Origin of the sequence: Dysgonomonas sp. HGC4 (genome assembly GCF_001261715.1) — a bacterium.
Classification (GTDB): Bacteria; Bacteroidota; Bacteroidia; order Bacteroidales; family Dysgonomonadaceae; genus Dysgonomonas_A.
The window spans coordinates 1-16,654 of sequence record NZ_CVRU01000025.1; the positions used below are offsets into that span (position 1 = coordinate 1).

The window sequence follows — 16,654 nt, forward strand, 5'->3', positions numbered from 1 at the left end:
TTAAATTAGTTCCTTCTTTTTTATTTATAGTCTACACTCAGATATTAACTTTTTGTGATGATACTCGATTTTGTTTTAATTTCTTCTGGTGAATATCCTTCTAATTTTGTGTTTTCAAAATATACATCCTCTTCCAAAACCACGTCTTTAAAATCCAAATTATCTAAAACTGCATCCTTAAAACTCACCTTATTAAAGACCACATCCCAAAAATCAGATTGTATAATTCGACATTTCGCAAAAGAGGTGTTCTTAATGTGAGATAAGTCAAATACAGTTTTCTCAAAACTACTATCTGTGAAATCCACATCATCAATGAAAGCGTCTTCCAAATAGCATGCAATAAAAGCTGTTTTCTTAAAACTTGACTTTATAAATTTAGTCCGCGAAAAATCAACATTCGCAATATGAGCCTCATCTAGATTGATTCCCTCAAAAACACAATCGGATAAATCGGTCATCAAATTACTATATACCTGCTTATCATTCTTAAAAAGTACTTTAACAATAGTTTGAATAACAATAGTAGGCTTTTTATTTATTCTCCAAGCTTTTCCATTCTCCTCGTTTTGTATCGTATCAGTGTTTTCTCGTACATAGGCACATAAAATATCTTGTATAATATTCACATAGCCTCTTTGCCCTTTATCACCGATAGAAGTTTCAAGAGCTATTTGATGCAAAGCATAAATACCCGATAGTATAGAACTCACACTATCGCTACCTAATAATGTTGCAGCATCTTTAAAACGAGTATTAATCTGCCCTCTTTCATTAATATTATTCTGACGCGTCTGTTCTGCCACCCTTCGGTTGTTAATCCACAAACCGAGAAGTACCAAGGCACCTCCAAGTACGGTTGCTACTGTTCTCACATATTCTCCTAACGCAGCCGTAGTATCTCCAAAGAGCATAATGTGGGCATCGAGTTTATAGAAAATGATCCCAAGAAGAATAGTTCCGAATATAATAATCAGGAAAATATACTTATAATAAAACTTAGAAATAGCTTTTTTATTTGTTTCTAATAGTGCTGAAAATGTTTTTGCTCTCTTTGACATAACTTATTTTTAAACCAATCTCGACTACAAAGATAATCAATTAAGCTCACATACCTATTTCTTTATTTTTACAAGTATAACAATCATAGCTAGTTATAACTAAAAAACATTCTATTAAATACATTTAGTCATCTCTATGCCGCCTTTTTTAAGGTAGATCGCTAATATGAAAAAGGCAGACTATCTTATTGGATAATCTGCCTTTCTCTCTATATAAACAATGTACTATTTCAACAATACAATCACACCTTTAGCTCCGTGAGCCCCTACGACTAATGATTGTTCTATATCAGCCGTTTTAGACGGTCCCGAAATAAATACACCAAAACCATAATCATTAAACTTTATCTGATCATAAGCTTCGTGCATATTATGTACAATCTTGTTTTTATCTAGAAGAATAACCAGATACTCGGAAATAAAATAAACTACTTTTTCTTTTACATTCTGTGGTATCCATACACAAGCATTTTCTGCAACGCCCACTTCTCCTTGAATAACAGCCAGATCAGTCCCATTTAAACTATGGGCATCTTCCACATTATCAGGATTAATAGTTGCTATATCGATTTCGGGTAGATTAGAGGCTATAACTTTAGCCTCGGGATATAGAGAACGTATCAAAGCATTTATATCTTCTCCTTCCTTTACAACTATTGCATCGCCGCCCACTGCTTTACACATCTGAGTAAATTTTTCGAGCTTGTCGGGATATTGAATCGCAGCAATATTTAAATCGGGCATATCATATTGAACTTTGATATGTCGCTTTACATTCGATAATATATCATTCTTACTACTCATAGCTTAATTCTTTTTAAGGTCTCAGACCCTTTTATTTACTTATTCTTCTGAACTTTACCTTTCTTCCACATCGAAGTAAAAGATTCTGATGCAAACTTAGGCAGTTCGCGCCCTTTACCCCAATCATTCAATCCATTATAAATAAGGAATCGAGGCATATGATTGATAATAGGAGCCATTTTCAGACCTGCTTTATATAATGCAGGATGAGTGAATAAAAATTTCATTCCTCCCGACATCATCTTTTTCATCTTATCAGCCTTACCTAAAGAATTTAAGTTCTGTCTCCATCTGTAAATCTGGTCAGCCAAATCAATCTTTGCAGGGCAAACATTGTTACAAGAATAACACAGCGAACAAGCCGAAACATTATCGTAATACTCTTCGGGATTCTTTAACATACCCAAATTAATCCCGATTGGACCTGGTATAAAATAGGTATAAGAATATCCTCCACTACGACGATATACAGGGCAGGTATTCATACAAGCACCACAACGAATACATTTTAATGTTTGAATATGCTCGTCATTACCCAAAATATCGCTCCTGCCATTATCTACAATAATAATGTGCATTTCACCACCTTCGCGTGGTTTACGAAAGTGAGACATATACGACGTTACAGGCTGTCCCGTTGCCGAACGAGCCAATAGACGAGAATATACAGCCAACGATTTATGATTGGGAATCAGTTTCTCTAATCCCATTGATACTATATGTATTTTAGGAAGTGATGTTCCCATATCGGCATTACCTTCATTGGTACATACCACCACATCACCCGTATCTGCAACAGCAAAGTTACATCCCGTCATTCCTACATCTGCTGTAAGGAATTCGTTTCGTAGATGCTGACGCGCTGCCCGAGTCAGATAAGTCGGATCACTATTGTCTTTTTCAGTATGTAATTTTTCCTCAAATAATTTACCTACCTCTTGCCTTTTCAAGTGAATGGCAGGCATCACAATGTGGCTAGGCGGCTCATCCATTAATTGAAGAATACGCTCGCCAAGATCACTCTCCACAACATCAATACCTTTCTCTATGAGATAAGGATTCATGTGGCATTCTTCAGTAAGCATCGATTTACTTTTTACCAGTTTTTTAGCCTCGTGTCTTACCAAGATACTATATACTATCTCGTTATGCTCTTTAGCATCCTTTGCCCAATGCACTATCACCCCATTTGCTTCGGCATTCTTGGTAAATTCTTCAGCATATTTATCGAGATGAGTAATTGTGTGCATTTTTATTTTGCTCGACAATTCTCTCAACTCTTCCCATTCGGGTACATCCATAGCCATTTTGTCTCTCTTCTCTCGAACAAACCAAAGAGTCTCATTGTGCCATGTCTCCTGTTCTTTATTTGCTATGAAGCGGTTTGCAGCTTCTGTATGTTTTGTACTCATAGTCCGGCAGCTAAAATTTGAACAACATGAATAAACTTGATAGGTAATTTTTCTCTACTTACCACTCCTTGCATATGCATCAAGCATGAGCTGTCAGCGCCCGTAATATATTCAGCACCCGTAGCCATATGGTTCTTTACTTTGTCTTGTCCCATACATACGGATACAGAGGGTTCTTCGATGGAAAACATACCACCAAAGCCACAACACTCGTCCACTTTTTGCGGTTCGAGTACTTCAATCCCTTCAACCTTATCCAATAAATCTCTGATTTTTGAATAGCGGGGGATATTCAACTCACTAGCGGATGACAAATGAAGCTCACGCACACCGTGACAACTGTTGTGCACACTCACCTTATGAGGAAACTTTCCTGGTAGTTTATCCACCTTCAACACATCGTGCAGAAATTCGCAGAAGTCATATATCTTGCCACTAGTTTGGCAAAGATGCCCTTCCTTCTCTAATAATCGAGGATAATTTTCTTTTACAAATACAGCGCAACTCGCCGATGGAGCTACAATGTATTCATACTTATCAAATAACTTCTCGAATTGTTGAGCCAAAGGTATAGCCTCATTCTCGAAACCTGCATTAGCCATGGGCTGTCCACAACAAGTTTGATCGATCGGATAATCTACCTCTACTCCCAGATGGTCGAGCAGCTTATATGCCGCTACGCCTACTTCGGGGAATATGGCGTTTACATAACATGGAATAAATAGTCCGACTTTCATTTCTATTATAGTTTTTTAGTTGATATGCTTTTCTTAATAGGAGCAGATCTATGTAACTGTCATATATGGCGAATGCATAGATCCACTCTCACTTCTTGTAACCAAAGGATTTTGAGACCTTAAAATATAAGTGTGCCCATCAATTTGGGAACAAAATATACCATGAGACCTGCTACAACAATATATCCTAAAGCAAAAGGCATAGCCTTCTTCATTATCTCACCTTCACGTCCTTGTAAGCCACAAGCCGAGGTTGCAACCGCTATACTTTGTGGAGAAATAATTTTTCCACCTGTTGCTCCTGCTGTATTTGCTGCTGCCAACCAACTTGGATCGACCCCAATAGTGCTACCAACCGAAGCTTGAAGTTTTCCAAACAAAATATTAGACGAAGTATCGCTACCTGTAAGGAATGTACCAAGGCATCCGATTGTTGGCGCGAATAGTGGGTATAGAGAACCTGTTGTTATTGCCAAAGCTAAACCTAGTTCACCTATCATTCCCGAGAAATCCATCACCGAAGAAAGAGCAATAAGACAACACACTGTAATGATAGTTTTGCGTTGTTGCTTTATAACTTTACCTAATAGTTTCAACAGCTCAATAATTTTAGCTCCTTGAATTAGTCCTCCTAAAATAGAACCTAGGAATAAAAGAACACCGGCATCTATAAGCCATGAGATTTTCACAGCACGTACAATATCAGCCTGTGCAACAGTATCAAATATATTAAAACTAAAGGTTGTACTTAAAATCGGAGCAAGCATAGTCCTAAATGGTAATAATGGACTGGTTAATATTACTAATATCAATATCAAACCATAAACACTCCATGCACTTATTATCTCGCCCCAAGAACGTTGAGGAAATTTAGCTTTCAATTCTCTATCTTCATCTGTTGCAGTAATTTTAGCATATAAAATTATTGCAATAATAGAAGCAATACTACCCAATATCGCAGGCGTTTCGGCTCCCATATATCTTGCAGCTATATATTGTGTTACCAACGAAACAACTCCAACGATAACACTCAATAGAATATGTTTAGGTAAAGATTTAATTCGAGGATCGGTCATAAACACAAGCACAAAGGGTATAAGTATCATTAAGGGTGATAATTGTAACACGACTTGTGTACTTAACACCTGTATGTTATCTACTCCGGCTTGTTCCGCCAATACTTTAACGGGAGTACCCACAGCACCAAATCCAGTTGCAACACTATTGGCTATCAGACTGGCTACTGCCGAAAAGATTGGCTTAAAACCTAAACTAATCAATATAGCAGCAGGAATAGCAACCGCTGTTCCAAATCCGGCCATTCCCTCCAAAAGACCGCCAAACCCCCATGTTAGAAGCAAAACCTGAATGCATTTATCCGATGATATAGAAGAGAACTGTTCTTTCAGCACCTCCATTTTCCCCGTATGTACCAATACATTATAACTGAATATAGCCATAATGATAATAATCAATATAGGGAATATAGCCTTTAGAATTCCATAAATAATTGACAATCCCGTATCTGCCGCAGGAAGATGGAATGCAAATAAGGCAATTAAAACGGTAGTCGCTAATGTTATAAGTGCGCTCTTATCTCCCGACATTTTCAGAAAACCCATCAAAATGATAAGTAGAATTACAGGCACTGCGGCAAATACAACTGACATCCAATTAAGGTCTACGACTAAATTAGAACTTTGAAGAATTACGTTTAAAACCATGGCAGAAATTGTATTAGTTTGTTTCCAAATTGGGGTTAACTCCAGATAGACAACGCAAATTATATTTTTTTTTCCAAAAAACGACTATCTATTCATATGTTATATTGCATATTTGTTTAAGAATTGTAAAATCTCAGGTAATATAGGTGTTGTAAGACTTGAAAGCCTCAATTCAAAATCCAACTAAGATTAATTTATCCCTATTATTCTTATCTTTGATTACAAATTCACTTGACATAAATATGGAAAACGACAATAAATATAGGCTATTGAGTGAAGGAGAAATCTTTCAACCTTCAATTATGGGGGTTATATCTTATAAACAAGAAAGCCTTTTCACTCAAGATTACATCAATCACTCCCTCAGCAACTCCATTGGATTCAACCTTTTATCCTTCGAACTCTCACAAGCTCCCGACCATGTTGAAAAGGAATATATTGCTACAATAGAATACTTAAATGAGGTTTACAGAGTTGTATTATCGGTACTATCAGTAGAAGACCTTCGCCTTGAAGAATTCGGGCTTGCCAATATGGTAAATGAAGATGATTTTAATATTGCTTTATCGCAAAAAAAATATATTAACGCTGCTGTAAACTTTGGATCGAAAGCTCTCGATTCATTTCATCTTCAACTAAAGGTATTGGATGCCATAGTACCCGATGCTAGTTTAGTTATTGATTTTATGTCTTTCCGACTTCTTTCGGGAAAATGGCTAAGTTTGACAGCATCCTCAAAAATTCCACCTTCGCCCGATTATTTATATGCACTTCATGCAGTATATGATGAAAAAGGAGAAAAAACGGAATATTGGTTTCACACACATGGATTGGTTAGATGTGGTCTTGTTGAACTCGAGATACTAAACACCACTAATGGTGCACAACAGATGTATGATCTGGTAAACCATACCGTAAAACGATTTCTATCAGACCCGGTAAAAGAAAATGAAAAATTTACTGCAGGTTTTGACGGATTAGATATAAATCTGACTTGGATTCGTTGGGAAGAAGCCTTGAAGGATTTTAAGACACCTATTCTGGGTGGCTTTCACGATAGAGAGGGAGACTCCAATGCACACTCGGAACCTTCGGGTGTACTTTTTGCTATTGAAGACGGAAACCTTATTTCGCCCGAAATATATGCTTCTACTCTTGCCAACAACCCTATTTTATTTGTTTCCACTGAGGAAACTTTAAGAATGAGCAGATTAGCTAAAGATCGTTTCTTTCACTTTCTACATATTTTCGAGAAACATTCAGTACCATCTACAAAGTCATTCTTTAAAAAGTTATTTGGAAAAAAAGAAGAGAATCAAAATCAATGGTCTTTCATCGTTAAATTTGGTCTAATAGTAGACAATGCTAATAACAATACCGAAAGAGAACATCTATGGTTCAGTGTTATTTCGGCTGATACTAAAAAGATAGAGGGAAAACTCCTTAATGCACCTTATTGGATAGATTCTCTTAAAGAGGGCGATATTAAATCATACCCGATTGAAGTATTAACAGATTGGATTATTTATGATGCAGAAGGTAACCAATATACTCCCGACTCCGTTTATCAGCTAATTGAGGAAGAGGATATTGATGATTAACATATTACAACAGAAAATAAAAAGTCCTTGTGAATTGAATTCACAAGGGCTTTTTATTTAATCGTCTTATCTAAATTCTATTTTTCAGCTTACTTAGTTCACCTTAGAAATTTCTCCTCCATTGTAGAAATTTATTATATTTTCGGCTACCTCGCGTTGCATATCATATCTACCTTCAATAGTTTGAGTTCCCGTATGAGGAGTCAAAACAACATTATCGAGTGTTAGAAATTCGGGGTTGATACGAGGTTCGTTCTCAAAAACATCTAATCCTGCACCAAATATCCGATTATCTTTCAACGCTTTTATTAATGCAACCTCATCAACCGTAGAACCTCTGGAAGTATTAATAAGTATTGCGTTTGATTTCATCTTATCAATTGCCTTCTCATCAATAATATGATAAGTTTCGGGAGTAGCAGGAGCATTAATAGTTATAAAATCAGATTGAGAAAGTAACTCATCAAAACTTACATACCTAGCATTATACTGCTCTTCTATACCTTTTGCAACAGGTTTTCTATTATGATAAATAATATTCATTCCGGCAGCAATAGCACGTCTGGCAACAGCCTGACCGATACGTCCAAAACCATATATCCCTAGCGTTTTTCCGAAAATAGCTATCCCCGGATTATCATATAATCCCCAGCTCAGCCCTTCCGGCGTACGCAACTTATTGTTGTAAAAACCAATACGACGAGCAACTGCATGTATGAGACCGAAACAAAGTTCGGCAGTAGGCTCTAAAACCGAATTGGGTGTATTAGTCACCGCAATTCCTTTTTGAGCTGCATACTCTACATCAATATTATTATATCCTACACCAAAGTTAGCTATCAGCTTTAAATTCTTCGCTTTATCGATAATTTCCTTATCTGTATAAAAGCTAAAATTTGGGATAAAGACCTCGTAATCCTCTATAATATCAAGTATCTGATCTTTTTTGAAGTGTCCTGTTGGAGGATACGTTACATCAAACAAATCATCTAATACTTGAAAAGGCTCACGATGAAAATTATGTCCCGACAATACTTTCTTCTTCATAATCTAAATTCTAAAACCTATTTAATATTCTAGCAAGATACTTATATCTTTATGAGTAAAGATTCAGAAAACAATATGTTGCTTTCAACAAGTAATTAGAAAGGCAAATCGTCGGCACTATCTCCACCACCAAAATCGGCAGGAGCAGGAGGAGGCGTTTGTTGAGCATATTCAGGCATTCCCTGACTTGCACCACCTGCAGAAGGCATAGCTAAATCTACTTTCCAAGCTTTTACATCTGTGTACCAACGTCCATTATATTCGCGGCTTTCTACATCAAACGATATATCAAGCATATTTCCGATTTGAAGTACCGATTCGCTGGCTTTATCACCCCATATTGAGATACATACTTTCTTTGGATATTGACCATCTGTTTCAACAACTACGTCTTGTTTTTTCCACTCTCCGTTTTTTCCCATTCCGGTTTGGACTGGCAATACTTGTATTAATTTTGCTATTAATTGCATAATTCAATCTTAAATTTTTTATTAAAGACAAAGGTACAAAAAACTACTCATTAGAGAGTTCTTTATCTGATTTTTCAGAAGAAATACCCCCTTCTACTTCTTCCTCTGAGTCTATAAATTGCTGATAATAAGAAAGCAGCAATGTAGTAAGAGGAATTGCTATAATCATTCCGGCAATACCCATAAGTGAACCCCAGATAGAAAGAGACAGTAATATTATAGCCGGATTGAGCCCCATAGCTTTACCCATTATTCGAGGTACAAGTATAATATCGATAATACATTGGATAACAAGATAGAGTAAAATAACCAATCCGATAAGAGCCCAAAAGCTCTCACCCGTTTGAGAAACCTTTAACCAACATAATAATGCAGCAGGCACTATACTTATAATATGCATATAGGGTACCATATGTAGGAACCCGATAAGAATGCCCAGCACTATGGCCAAAGGCAATCCTATGATCTGAAAACCCGTTGCAAATAAAATAGCCACAATAACACAGATAAGTGCCTGATGACGGAAATATGTATTCATACTTCTTTCAACATCTACAGTTACTCTGCTAACAAAAGCTCTATGGCGATGAGGAATAAGATCCATCCACAATTTATTGATCTTATCATAATCCAATAAAATAAATATCAGATATAATATAATAATAAACACTACTGTAAAACCGAGAATAAAAGATATACTATTAGATACCATGTTTTCTAGAGTCGGAATCAAATATCTAATTGTATCAGAAGCATTTTCTTTCGACAAGACGTTTCTGAGAGAATCGAAATCAATATTTTTAGCAATAAAATCGTGTACGCTCAATGGCATACCATTGACCGTAAAGGATTGAAGATCGTATGAAGTAATAAGACTATTGATCTGATAAAGTTCGTTTTCCACCAAAGGTGTTATACAAAAAAAGAAAAGCGTTAACACCCCAATGAGCATTGCAAAAGTAATTAACACGGCAACAACTCTCTTCTTTAGCCTAAGTTTGTCTTTGATAAAACGAACAACAGGATTTAGCAGATAAGCCATTAACCAAGCCACTAGAAACGGAAGCAACACGCTTCTCAGAATATAAATCATATATATGCCAAGCCCGATCAGTATCACACTTATAGACAAGCGGATTACCCGATCGAAAGTAAAAGGCCTATCAAAACTGTTCCTCATGAAATTTTTCTTATTTTTCGATTTGTTTATCTTTACAAAGATATTTTTTTTTCAGAAACAATAACTCTAATAAATAAAGTAAAATATTTATTACATATTATTCAACTCTTATCATATGAAATTTCACCTAATCGCCATACTAAGCTTCTGTTTAATAAATGCTTCCGCACAAAATAATGCTGTAATTGAAAAATTTGTACAAACACCCGGATTCGAACATGCTTCAATCGGCTTCTGTGTAAAAGACCTTTCGGGAAACGAGATCATATCATATAACAAAGCTACTTCTTTAACGCCTGCTTCCACTCTAAAGATATTGACAACTGCAACCGCTATTGAATTATTAGGTGAAAATTATCAATTTGCAACAGAACTATCCATTGACCCAAACAATTCCCGCCACTTGATTATTAAAGGATTTGGAGATCCAACTCTCGGTAGTCAGTATCTATTTGATACTCCTACTGCATTTTTGGCGAACTGGGTACAACAGATTCAGAAAAAATTTAGACCTGAATATCCTATTGACATTACAATTGCCGATGATTTTTTCGGCTATAACGGAATATCATCCAAATGGCTCAAAGAAGACATGGGAAACTACTTTGCTGCGGGAGCCTATGGTATTAGTATTTTTGACAACACCTATCAATTATACTTAAATACAATGAGAACAGATACTTGTCCCGTTATCATAAAAATGGTTCCTGACATGAGGAATATTATATTCACTAATAATCTGCAATTGAATTACGAGAATAAAGACAATAGTAACATAAATGGAGAACCATTCTCTAACCACAGAAGGTTGGTAGGAGATGTACCAACCAAAAGATCATCTTTTATTATTAAAGGAGATTTTCCCGATCCGGGAATGGTGTTAGGTGAAACGCTTGCGAATACATTAGCTCAAAACAACTTTAGAATAAATTCAATAGAAACTGCACGACAACAATATTTCAAGCAGATGTACAATTCTTATGGAGCAACCTCCTATCAAGCAGTTCCTTTTTACAGAGAGCTATCTCCCTCCTTAAAAGATATTATACGCGTAGTTAATGAGAAGAGTAATAACCATTATTCAGAACATTTAATGAGAGCCATTGGACGCAGTTCCAACTCCGATATATATAGTGATCCGCTCATCGAAGGAATAAGTAGAACAAACAACTTCTGGGCATCTAAAGGTCTAAATACAGATGGAATACACATTTATGACGGATGCGGATTAGCTCCATCAAACAGTATCAATCCGGAGATTCTTTGCGATATATTAGCGTATATGCAAACAAAGAGCAGGTATTCAAACGCATTCTTTGCATCATTACCCAAAGCAGGAAAAGAAGGTACGGTTAGAAATTTATTAAAAGGAACTCGTTTACAAGGAAAACTTTATGTAAAGAGTGGGAGTATTGCCAATGTACAGTGCTATGCAGGTTATTACATAGATGGAGACAAAAAATACACCTTTAGTATTATGGTTAATAACTACAATAGCCCCCGCAAAGATGTTGTGAGGGCTATTGAAAGTTTATTATTAGATATCTTTTGACCGATTTTAGTCCTTTAAAGGTTTCATCGGTATAATTTCATATAACTTGATTCTGAACCAAAGAGTTGTATAAGCAGGAATAATCTTAAAAGTAGAAGCTCCTGTTACATTTGGAGTATATGTATTGTCAACACTACCATACCCTAGTTCTTGAGGGATACAAACAACACGCTCATCTCCAACTTTCATATCTTGAAGAAGCGTAATCCAACCATCAATAACTTTATTCACTGTAAATTGTGATCTAGTATAGTTTGGTTGTACACTTGACGACAGTCCATATGTATAATTTATCTGAGATATTAGTGATGGATTTTCTGTAGAATCAAAAATTATTTTTTTATTATCTCTATCAAAATACCATCCCTCGTAACGAGCAACTACCGTATCAGTAAATTCAGGTCTTCCTTCAACTGTCATTCTTACTGAATTACCATCCGTAATTACTGTTGATGGCTGCCAGTATACTTTACCATTACCCGACTGAGACAATAATGCATTAAAAGAATCATCGCTAGCGACTTTTGCAAATCGTGTTTCATTTAAAGCTTTCCACTCTTCATCTATTTCTACATCATTATCATTATTGCTATTAAGACAAGATGTTGTTGTAAACATGAAAAATCCTAAAAGGAACAAAGGGAAAAGATATAATTTCTTTCTCATTAGACTAATTTTCAATTTATGTGGCAAAAATAGAGGTTTTTAATAGAAGTCTGATATAAAAAATGTGAATATCAACATATACTCTATAAAATAAATGTGAGAATGATTCAAAAATCATTCTCACTCTCTAAATAAAGCGGTTATATTTATAATCTCTTTAATATTATATTATCCTACTTGAGAAATTTTCAAAGTATAAGTACGTTCAAAATCTCCATCATTGGTAATAGATACCTGACCCGGCACGCTTGTATCCAGAGTAAAATCGAATTGAGTGGTACCTCCCTCTGTTTGACATGAAGTTACCTCCGGAAACTTTAGCTGATACTTGAAGGAGTTTATTTTTGTTGGTATTCCCACAACCTGCCTAGCCATGCTATTTTGGTATACAATTGGAAGGCTAAAATCTGTAGGATATGACACCACAACGCTAAACATAGCAGTCACAAACCTACCGCATTGGTTACCTGAAGTTATAACAAGGGAACCTGCTGACGGATAAGGCAATGATGCAGTAGATATTGATGCAGTAGCACCGGCAGCCACAACCAACGTAAAATGTGTTTGAGGTAGTACACCAATCAAACCTGTATCATTATTACGCACAACTACAGATACATTTGTAGCTGAAGCCTTAGCTGTTCTAATAATTAAATCTCCATTTAGATCCAATTTAGCAGCGGGAGAGGGTGTTCCTATTCCTACTCTTGATACTGGATCAGTAGAGGTACTAAGCCCCGTAGCAAATAACAAATTACCTATATTCATTTGATTAGAGGCAGTTTCGGGTAATACAGTTTGTCCACCAATAGCAATATTATTAGTACCCGAAACAAGTCCCATCCCAGCCTTATACCCTAGTGCTGTATTTCCACCTCCGGTGGTAAGAGCTATTAAAGCACTAGTACCAACTACACAGTTACCACTACCACCAGTACTATTCCTAAGAGAGCTATGCCCTATGGCAGTGTTACTAACACCTTTAAGATTATTTTGTAAACTATTGTTTCCCATAGCCACATTTGCTCCTATCTCAGTTGCACTAAGACTAAGTGCTCCTACACCAAATGCAGTATTATTTGATGCATTACCAGAGGTACCTCCCAAATAACCGGCTAATTGATTTCCTCTTTTAAATACCAGATCCTTATCATCTATAGTACCCAAGAAATTAACAGCACCATCAGTTCCACTATTTCCGGTTAAACCCCACCCCTGATCAAAAGATTTCCATAAAGTACCATCAAAATAATAATACCCTACCTTCTTTATATTAGCGGTTTTGGTACTGACTGTACCCGATATATCGTTAACATAAACAATTGTACCTACTTGGTCAGCAGTGTACTTTGCATCTTTAACAACTAATTGTTGAAGAGACAATTTAGGTGCAATAATTCCTTCAGCAGTAGTCCCGTCTGTTTTAGCAGCACTAACATCTAGTGTTGCTTTAGGATTTTCTGTATTAATTCCCACCTGAGCATTGGCTCTAAACATTACAGTGAGTAATAATAAAATAAAAAGGATTTTTTTCTTCATTTTCTAGCTTAATCGAGTTTAACATTTACTTTTTTAAAAATTAGGACATTCTTTCACAAACAACTATGAGAGAATAGAACTCCAACTCAAAATAAAATACGACTAATGTTAGTGATCAGTAGCTTGCCGATAAACACCCATTGCAATATTCAATTCTTAGGTTCTCAGATAGACCAACAAAAGCAAAAAATGTTATAATCATCTATGAGTGTTTCAAACAAAGTAGGTTTCGATTGACTAGTATAATCTTACCCACAACTTATAGTTCCTATAAGTTTAGAAAACCTCTAAGAATATTCAGATTAGAACCTCTTCAAGATTCTCTTCAAATAAAAACATAAATTTTACAACTTCAGCCCCTCCAATTGCGTCTAATTGACACTACAAAGGAAATCTATTTTTATCAGATTTGCATTTTAAATTAGTTAAAAACAAAAAACATGGATTCAAACAATTAATTTACAACACAATAAGCACAAGAAAACATAGACTACATCGATGAAAGAAGAAATAATATCCATCAAAAAGAAGCTAAAATGACTCGAAACGATCCTTATTAACAATCTTTCTCAACTTATACTCAAAAAAAAGCAGCCCTTGATAAACAAGGGCTGCTTCTATATATTATTACAGTTTCTTATCCTAAATTCTTAAGAAGGCTTTTCATACTCACTTTATCAGCTACTATCGCTGACAGTTCGCTGATAGCAACACGCTCTTGCTGCATTGTATCCCGATAGCGGATAGTAACAGTATTGTCTTCTAATGTTTGATGATCTACAGTTACACAATAAGGTGTACCAATAGCATCGTGACGACGATAACGTTTTCCGATACTGTCTTTTTCATCATATTGACATTTGAAATCGAATTTCAATGCATCGATTATCTCTCTTGCTTTCTCGGGTAAACCATCTTTTTTTACTAAAGGACATACTCCTAATTTAATAGGAGCCAATGGTGCAGGCAATCTCAAGACTACACGAGTTTCACCATTTTCTAATACTTCTTCACAATACGAAGCAGCCATAGTAGAAAGAAACATACGATCTACTCCGATAGATGTTTCAACAACGTAAGGAGTGTATGATTTATTCAACTCTGAATCGAAGTACTGAATTTTCTTTCCTGAGAATTTTTCATGGCTACTTAAGTCAAAATCGGTACGAGAGTGAATACCCTCTACTTCTTTAAATCCAAACGGCATTTCGAATTCTATATCTGTTGCTGCATTAGCATAATGAGCCAATTTATCATGATCGTGGAAACGATATTTAGCATCGCCATAACCAAGCGATTTATGCCATTTCATACGAGTTTCTTTCCATATTTTGAACCACTCAAGCTCTTCACCGGGACGAACGAAAAATTGCATTTCCATTTGTTCGAATTCACGCATACGGAAAATAAACTGACGAGCAACAATCTCGTTACGGAATGCTTTTCCGATCTGAGCTATTCCGAATGGAATTTTCATACGTCCTGTTTTTTGTACATTCAGGAAGTTTACAAAAATACCCTGAGCTGTTTCGGGGCGAAGATATACTTTCATAGCACCATCAGCCGTAGAACCCATTTCGGTTGCAAACATCAGATTAAACTGACGAACCTCTGTCCAGTTACGAGTTCCACTTATCGGACAAACTATTTCGCAATCAACAATAATGTTGCGCAATTCTTCCAAATCAGAATCGTTCAAAGCCTTAGCAAAACGAGCATGTACTTCGTCACGCTTTGCTTGGTTTTCTAGTACACGCGGATTTGTTTGACGAAACATAGCAGCATCAAAGCTTTCACCAAATTTCTTGGCAGCTTTTTCTACCTCTTTATTTATTTTATCGTCAATCTTAGCCAAATAATCTTCAACCAATACATCAGCACGATAACGTTTTTTACTGTCCTTATTGTCAATCAACGGATCATTAAAAGCATCTACGTGTCCCGAAGCTTTCCAGATAGTAGGGTGCATAAATATAGCAGAATCAATCCCCACAACATTCTCGTTGAGTAGTACCATACTATCCCACCAATATTTTTTGAGGTTATTTTTTAATTCAACTCCATTTTGACCATAGTCATATACTGCTCCCAACCCATCATAAATTTCACTGGACTGAAATACAAATCCATACTCTTTACAATGCGAAACAATCTTCTTAAAAACGTCTTCTTGTGCCATAATATATCTAATCTTTCATTATTCTTTTTCGGATGGACAAAGTAAATACTTTTTTTGCATAAAAACCAGAGTTACAATAACTGACTACACCCATTAAATGAGCTATTTAATAACTATCACTCATTATATCTCTTTTAGCTCTATATTTCTGACTCAAAGAATCCTAAATATCTATCAGTTTTCAGACTAAAAGAAGGAAACAAGAGAGAATCATTTCTTTTTTGAAGCTTCAAGGGCTATATTCATCTTTATTTCTTATTTTTACGGTACGCACTACACATTAATTTTAGGCAGAAGAAAGTTTGATGTAGAATCCAATTAAAATTACTAATTATGAGATTGCTAATAGGTATACTTACTACAATTATTGTTTTAACAGGTGCAACCCTTACGGTATTGGCTCTGTGGGGAATCCAACCCATATCTTGGCAAATAGTATGGAAATCGGGAGTCACCATAGCTATAGTATGCGGCACAGCTCTTTTGATATATCTTTTTTATTACCTTTTTTTCAAAGATTACTCATACAACAAAAACAAAGGTAACCATAGCAACCCATTCTATTGAATATTCAAAAAAAAAGCATAAGCAAAACTTTATTTGAAAAGAAACTCCCGATAAAAATCGGGAGTTTCTTTTGTTTAAGACTGATCTGTGTAGTTATGAATACAGATACTTTTAA

14 protein-coding genes are annotated in these 16,654 nt (G+C 35.7%); 3 read left to right on the forward strand and 11 right to left on the reverse strand.

Features of this window, described 5'->3' with window-relative positions:
- Nucleotides 1–44: 44 nt before the first annotated feature.
- The 5 genes from HGC4_RS02630 to HGC4_RS02650 form a co-directional block, all read right to left on the reverse strand.
- The gene (locus HGC4_RS02630) at nt 45–1,061 is read right to left on the reverse strand and encodes a pentapeptide repeat-containing protein (protein WP_050708567.1); all 1,017 of its coding nucleotides are present in this window, start codon (nt 1,059–1,061) and stop codon (nt 45–47) included.
- A gap of 225 nt (nt 1,062–1,286) precedes the next feature.
- Entirely contained in the window at nt 1,287–1,865 is a 579-nt protein-coding gene (locus HGC4_RS02635; RefSeq protein ID WP_050708568.1) for a LutC/YkgG family protein, read from the reverse strand.
- A gap of 35 nt (nt 1,866–1,900) precedes the next feature.
- Entirely contained in the window at nt 1,901–3,277 is a 1,377-nt protein-coding gene (locus HGC4_RS02640) for a lactate utilization protein B (protein WP_050708569.1), read from the reverse strand.
- Nucleotides 3,274–4,014, reverse strand: a complete 741-nt coding sequence (locus tag HGC4_RS02645; protein ID WP_050708570.1) for a (Fe-S)-binding protein — start codon at nt 4,012–4,014, stop codon at nt 3,274–3,276. The genes HGC4_RS02640 and HGC4_RS02645 overlap by 4 nt, the downstream gene beginning before the upstream one ends.
- A 119-nt stretch (nt 4,015–4,133) precedes the next feature.
- Nucleotides 4,134–5,684: an L-lactate permease gene (locus HGC4_RS02650; protein WP_050708571.1), complete on the reverse strand. Its 1,551-nt coding sequence runs from the start codon at nt 5,682–5,684 to the stop codon at nt 4,134–4,136.
- Between the two features lie 296 nt (nt 5,685–5,980).
- On the opposite strand from HGC4_RS02650, the gene HGC4_RS02655 reads away from it, so the two are divergent.
- Nucleotides 5,981–7,339, forward strand: coding sequence for a DUF4026 domain-containing protein (locus tag HGC4_RS02655; RefSeq protein ID WP_050708572.1), 1,359 nt, complete (start codon nt 5,981–5,983; stop codon nt 7,337–7,339).
- Between the two features lie 93 nt (nt 7,340–7,432).
- Here the strand turns inward: HGC4_RS02655 and HGC4_RS02660 are convergent, their stop codons facing one another.
- The 3 genes from HGC4_RS02660 to HGC4_RS02670 all read right to left on the reverse strand — a co-directional run bounded on the left by HGC4_RS02660 (nt 7,433) and on the right by HGC4_RS02670 (nt 10,036).
- Nucleotides 7,433–8,386 carry an NAD(P)-dependent oxidoreductase gene (locus HGC4_RS02660; protein WP_050708573.1) on the reverse strand — a complete coding sequence of 318 codons (954 nt, stop codon included), beginning with the start codon at nt 8,384–8,386 and terminating at the stop codon, nt 7,433–7,435.
- Between the two features lie 95 nt (nt 8,387–8,481).
- Nucleotides 8,482–8,856 (reverse strand): DUF3127 domain-containing protein, encoded by a 375-nt coding sequence (locus tag HGC4_RS02665; protein WP_050708574.1) that lies wholly within the window; start codon nt 8,854–8,856, stop codon nt 8,482–8,484.
- Between the two features lie 43 nt (nt 8,857–8,899).
- On the reverse strand, nt 8,900–10,036 hold the full coding sequence (locus tag HGC4_RS02670) for an AI-2E family transporter (protein WP_050708575.1): 1,137 nt from the start codon (nt 10,034–10,036) through the stop codon (nt 8,900–8,902).
- A gap of 115 nt (nt 10,037–10,151) precedes the next feature.
- On the opposite strand from HGC4_RS02670, the gene dacB reads away from it, so the two are divergent.
- The gene (gene dacB, locus HGC4_RS02675) at nt 10,152–11,588 is read left to right on the forward strand and encodes a D-alanyl-D-alanine carboxypeptidase/D-alanyl-D-alanine endopeptidase (RefSeq protein WP_050708576.1); all 1,437 of its coding nucleotides are present in this window, start codon (nt 10,152–10,154) and stop codon (nt 11,586–11,588) included.
- A 6-nt stretch (nt 11,589–11,594) separates the two neighbouring features.
- On the opposite strand, the gene HGC4_RS02680 is transcribed toward dacB, so the two are convergent.
- The 3 genes from HGC4_RS02680 to HGC4_RS02690 all read right to left on the reverse strand — a co-directional run bounded on the left by HGC4_RS02680 (nt 11,595) and on the right by HGC4_RS02690 (nt 15,972).
- The gene (locus HGC4_RS02680; RefSeq protein WP_050708577.1) at nt 11,595–12,254 is read right to left on the reverse strand and encodes an FKBP-type peptidyl-prolyl cis-trans isomerase; all 660 of its coding nucleotides are present in this window, start codon (nt 12,252–12,254) and stop codon (nt 11,595–11,597) included.
- 168 nt (nt 12,255–12,422) lie between these two features.
- Nucleotides 12,423–13,793 carry a hypothetical protein gene (locus tag HGC4_RS02685; RefSeq protein ID WP_157258084.1) on the reverse strand — a complete coding sequence of 457 codons (1,371 nt, stop codon included), beginning with the start codon at nt 13,791–13,793 and terminating at the stop codon, nt 12,423–12,425.
- Nucleotides 13,794–14,430: 637 nt separating this feature from the next.
- Complete coding sequence (locus tag HGC4_RS02690; protein WP_050708579.1) at nt 14,431–15,972, reverse strand: glycine--tRNA ligase; 1,542 nt, start codon at nt 15,970–15,972, stop codon at nt 14,431–14,433.
- 333 nt (nt 15,973–16,305) lie between these two features.
- On the opposite strand from HGC4_RS02690, the gene HGC4_RS02695 reads away from it, so the two are divergent.
- Nucleotides 16,306–16,539 (forward strand): hypothetical protein, encoded by a 234-nt coding sequence (locus tag HGC4_RS02695; RefSeq protein WP_050708580.1) that lies wholly within the window; start codon nt 16,306–16,308, stop codon nt 16,537–16,539.
- Nucleotides 16,540–16,654 lie beyond the last annotated feature (115 nt).

Bases quoted from the DNA above. Each gene is read 5' to 3' on its own strand.
- HGC4_RS02630 (WP_050708567.1), bottom strand. From the start codon at position 1,061: ATGTCAAAGAGAGCAAAAACATTTTCAGCACTATTAGAAACAAATAAA.
- HGC4_RS02635 (WP_050708568.1), bottom strand. From the start codon at position 1,865: ATGAGTAGTAAGAATGATATATTATCGAATGTAAAGCGACATATCAAA.
- HGC4_RS02640 (WP_050708569.1), bottom strand. From the start codon at position 3,277: ATGAGTACAAAACATACAGAAGCTGCAAACCGCTTCATAGCAAATAAA.
- HGC4_RS02645 (WP_050708570.1), bottom strand. From the start codon at position 4,014: ATGAAAGTCGGACTATTTATTCCATGTTATGTAAACGCCATATTCCCC.
- HGC4_RS02650 (WP_050708571.1), bottom strand. From the start codon at position 5,684: ATGTCAGTTGTATTTGCCGCAGTGCCTGTAATTCTACTTATCATTTTG.
- HGC4_RS02655 (WP_050708572.1), top strand. From the start codon at position 5,981: ATGGAAAACGACAATAAATATAGGCTATTGAGTGAAGGAGAAATCTTT.
- HGC4_RS02660 (WP_050708573.1), bottom strand. From the start codon at position 8,386: ATGAAGAAGAAAGTATTGTCGGGACATAATTTTCATCGTGAGCCTTTT.
- HGC4_RS02665 (WP_050708574.1), bottom strand. From the start codon at position 8,856: ATGCAATTAATAGCAAAATTAATACAAGTATTGCCAGTCCAAACCGGA.
- HGC4_RS02670 (WP_050708575.1), bottom strand. From the start codon at position 10,036: ATGAGGAACAGTTTTGATAGGCCTTTTACTTTCGATCGGGTAATCCGC.
- dacB (WP_050708576.1), top strand. From the start codon at position 10,152: ATGAAATTTCACCTAATCGCCATACTAAGCTTCTGTTTAATAAATGCT.
- HGC4_RS02680 (WP_050708577.1), bottom strand. From the start codon at position 12,254: ATGAGAAAGAAATTATATCTTTTCCCTTTGTTCCTTTTAGGATTTTTC.
- HGC4_RS02685 (WP_157258084.1), bottom strand. From the start codon at position 13,793: ATGAAGAAAAAAATCCTTTTTATTTTATTATTACTCACTGTAATGTTT.
- HGC4_RS02690 (WP_050708579.1), bottom strand. From the start codon at position 15,972: ATGGCACAAGAAGACGTTTTTAAGAAGATTGTTTCGCATTGTAAAGAG.
- HGC4_RS02695 (WP_050708580.1), top strand. From the start codon at position 16,306: ATGAGATTGCTAATAGGTATACTTACTACAATTATTGTTTTAACAGGT.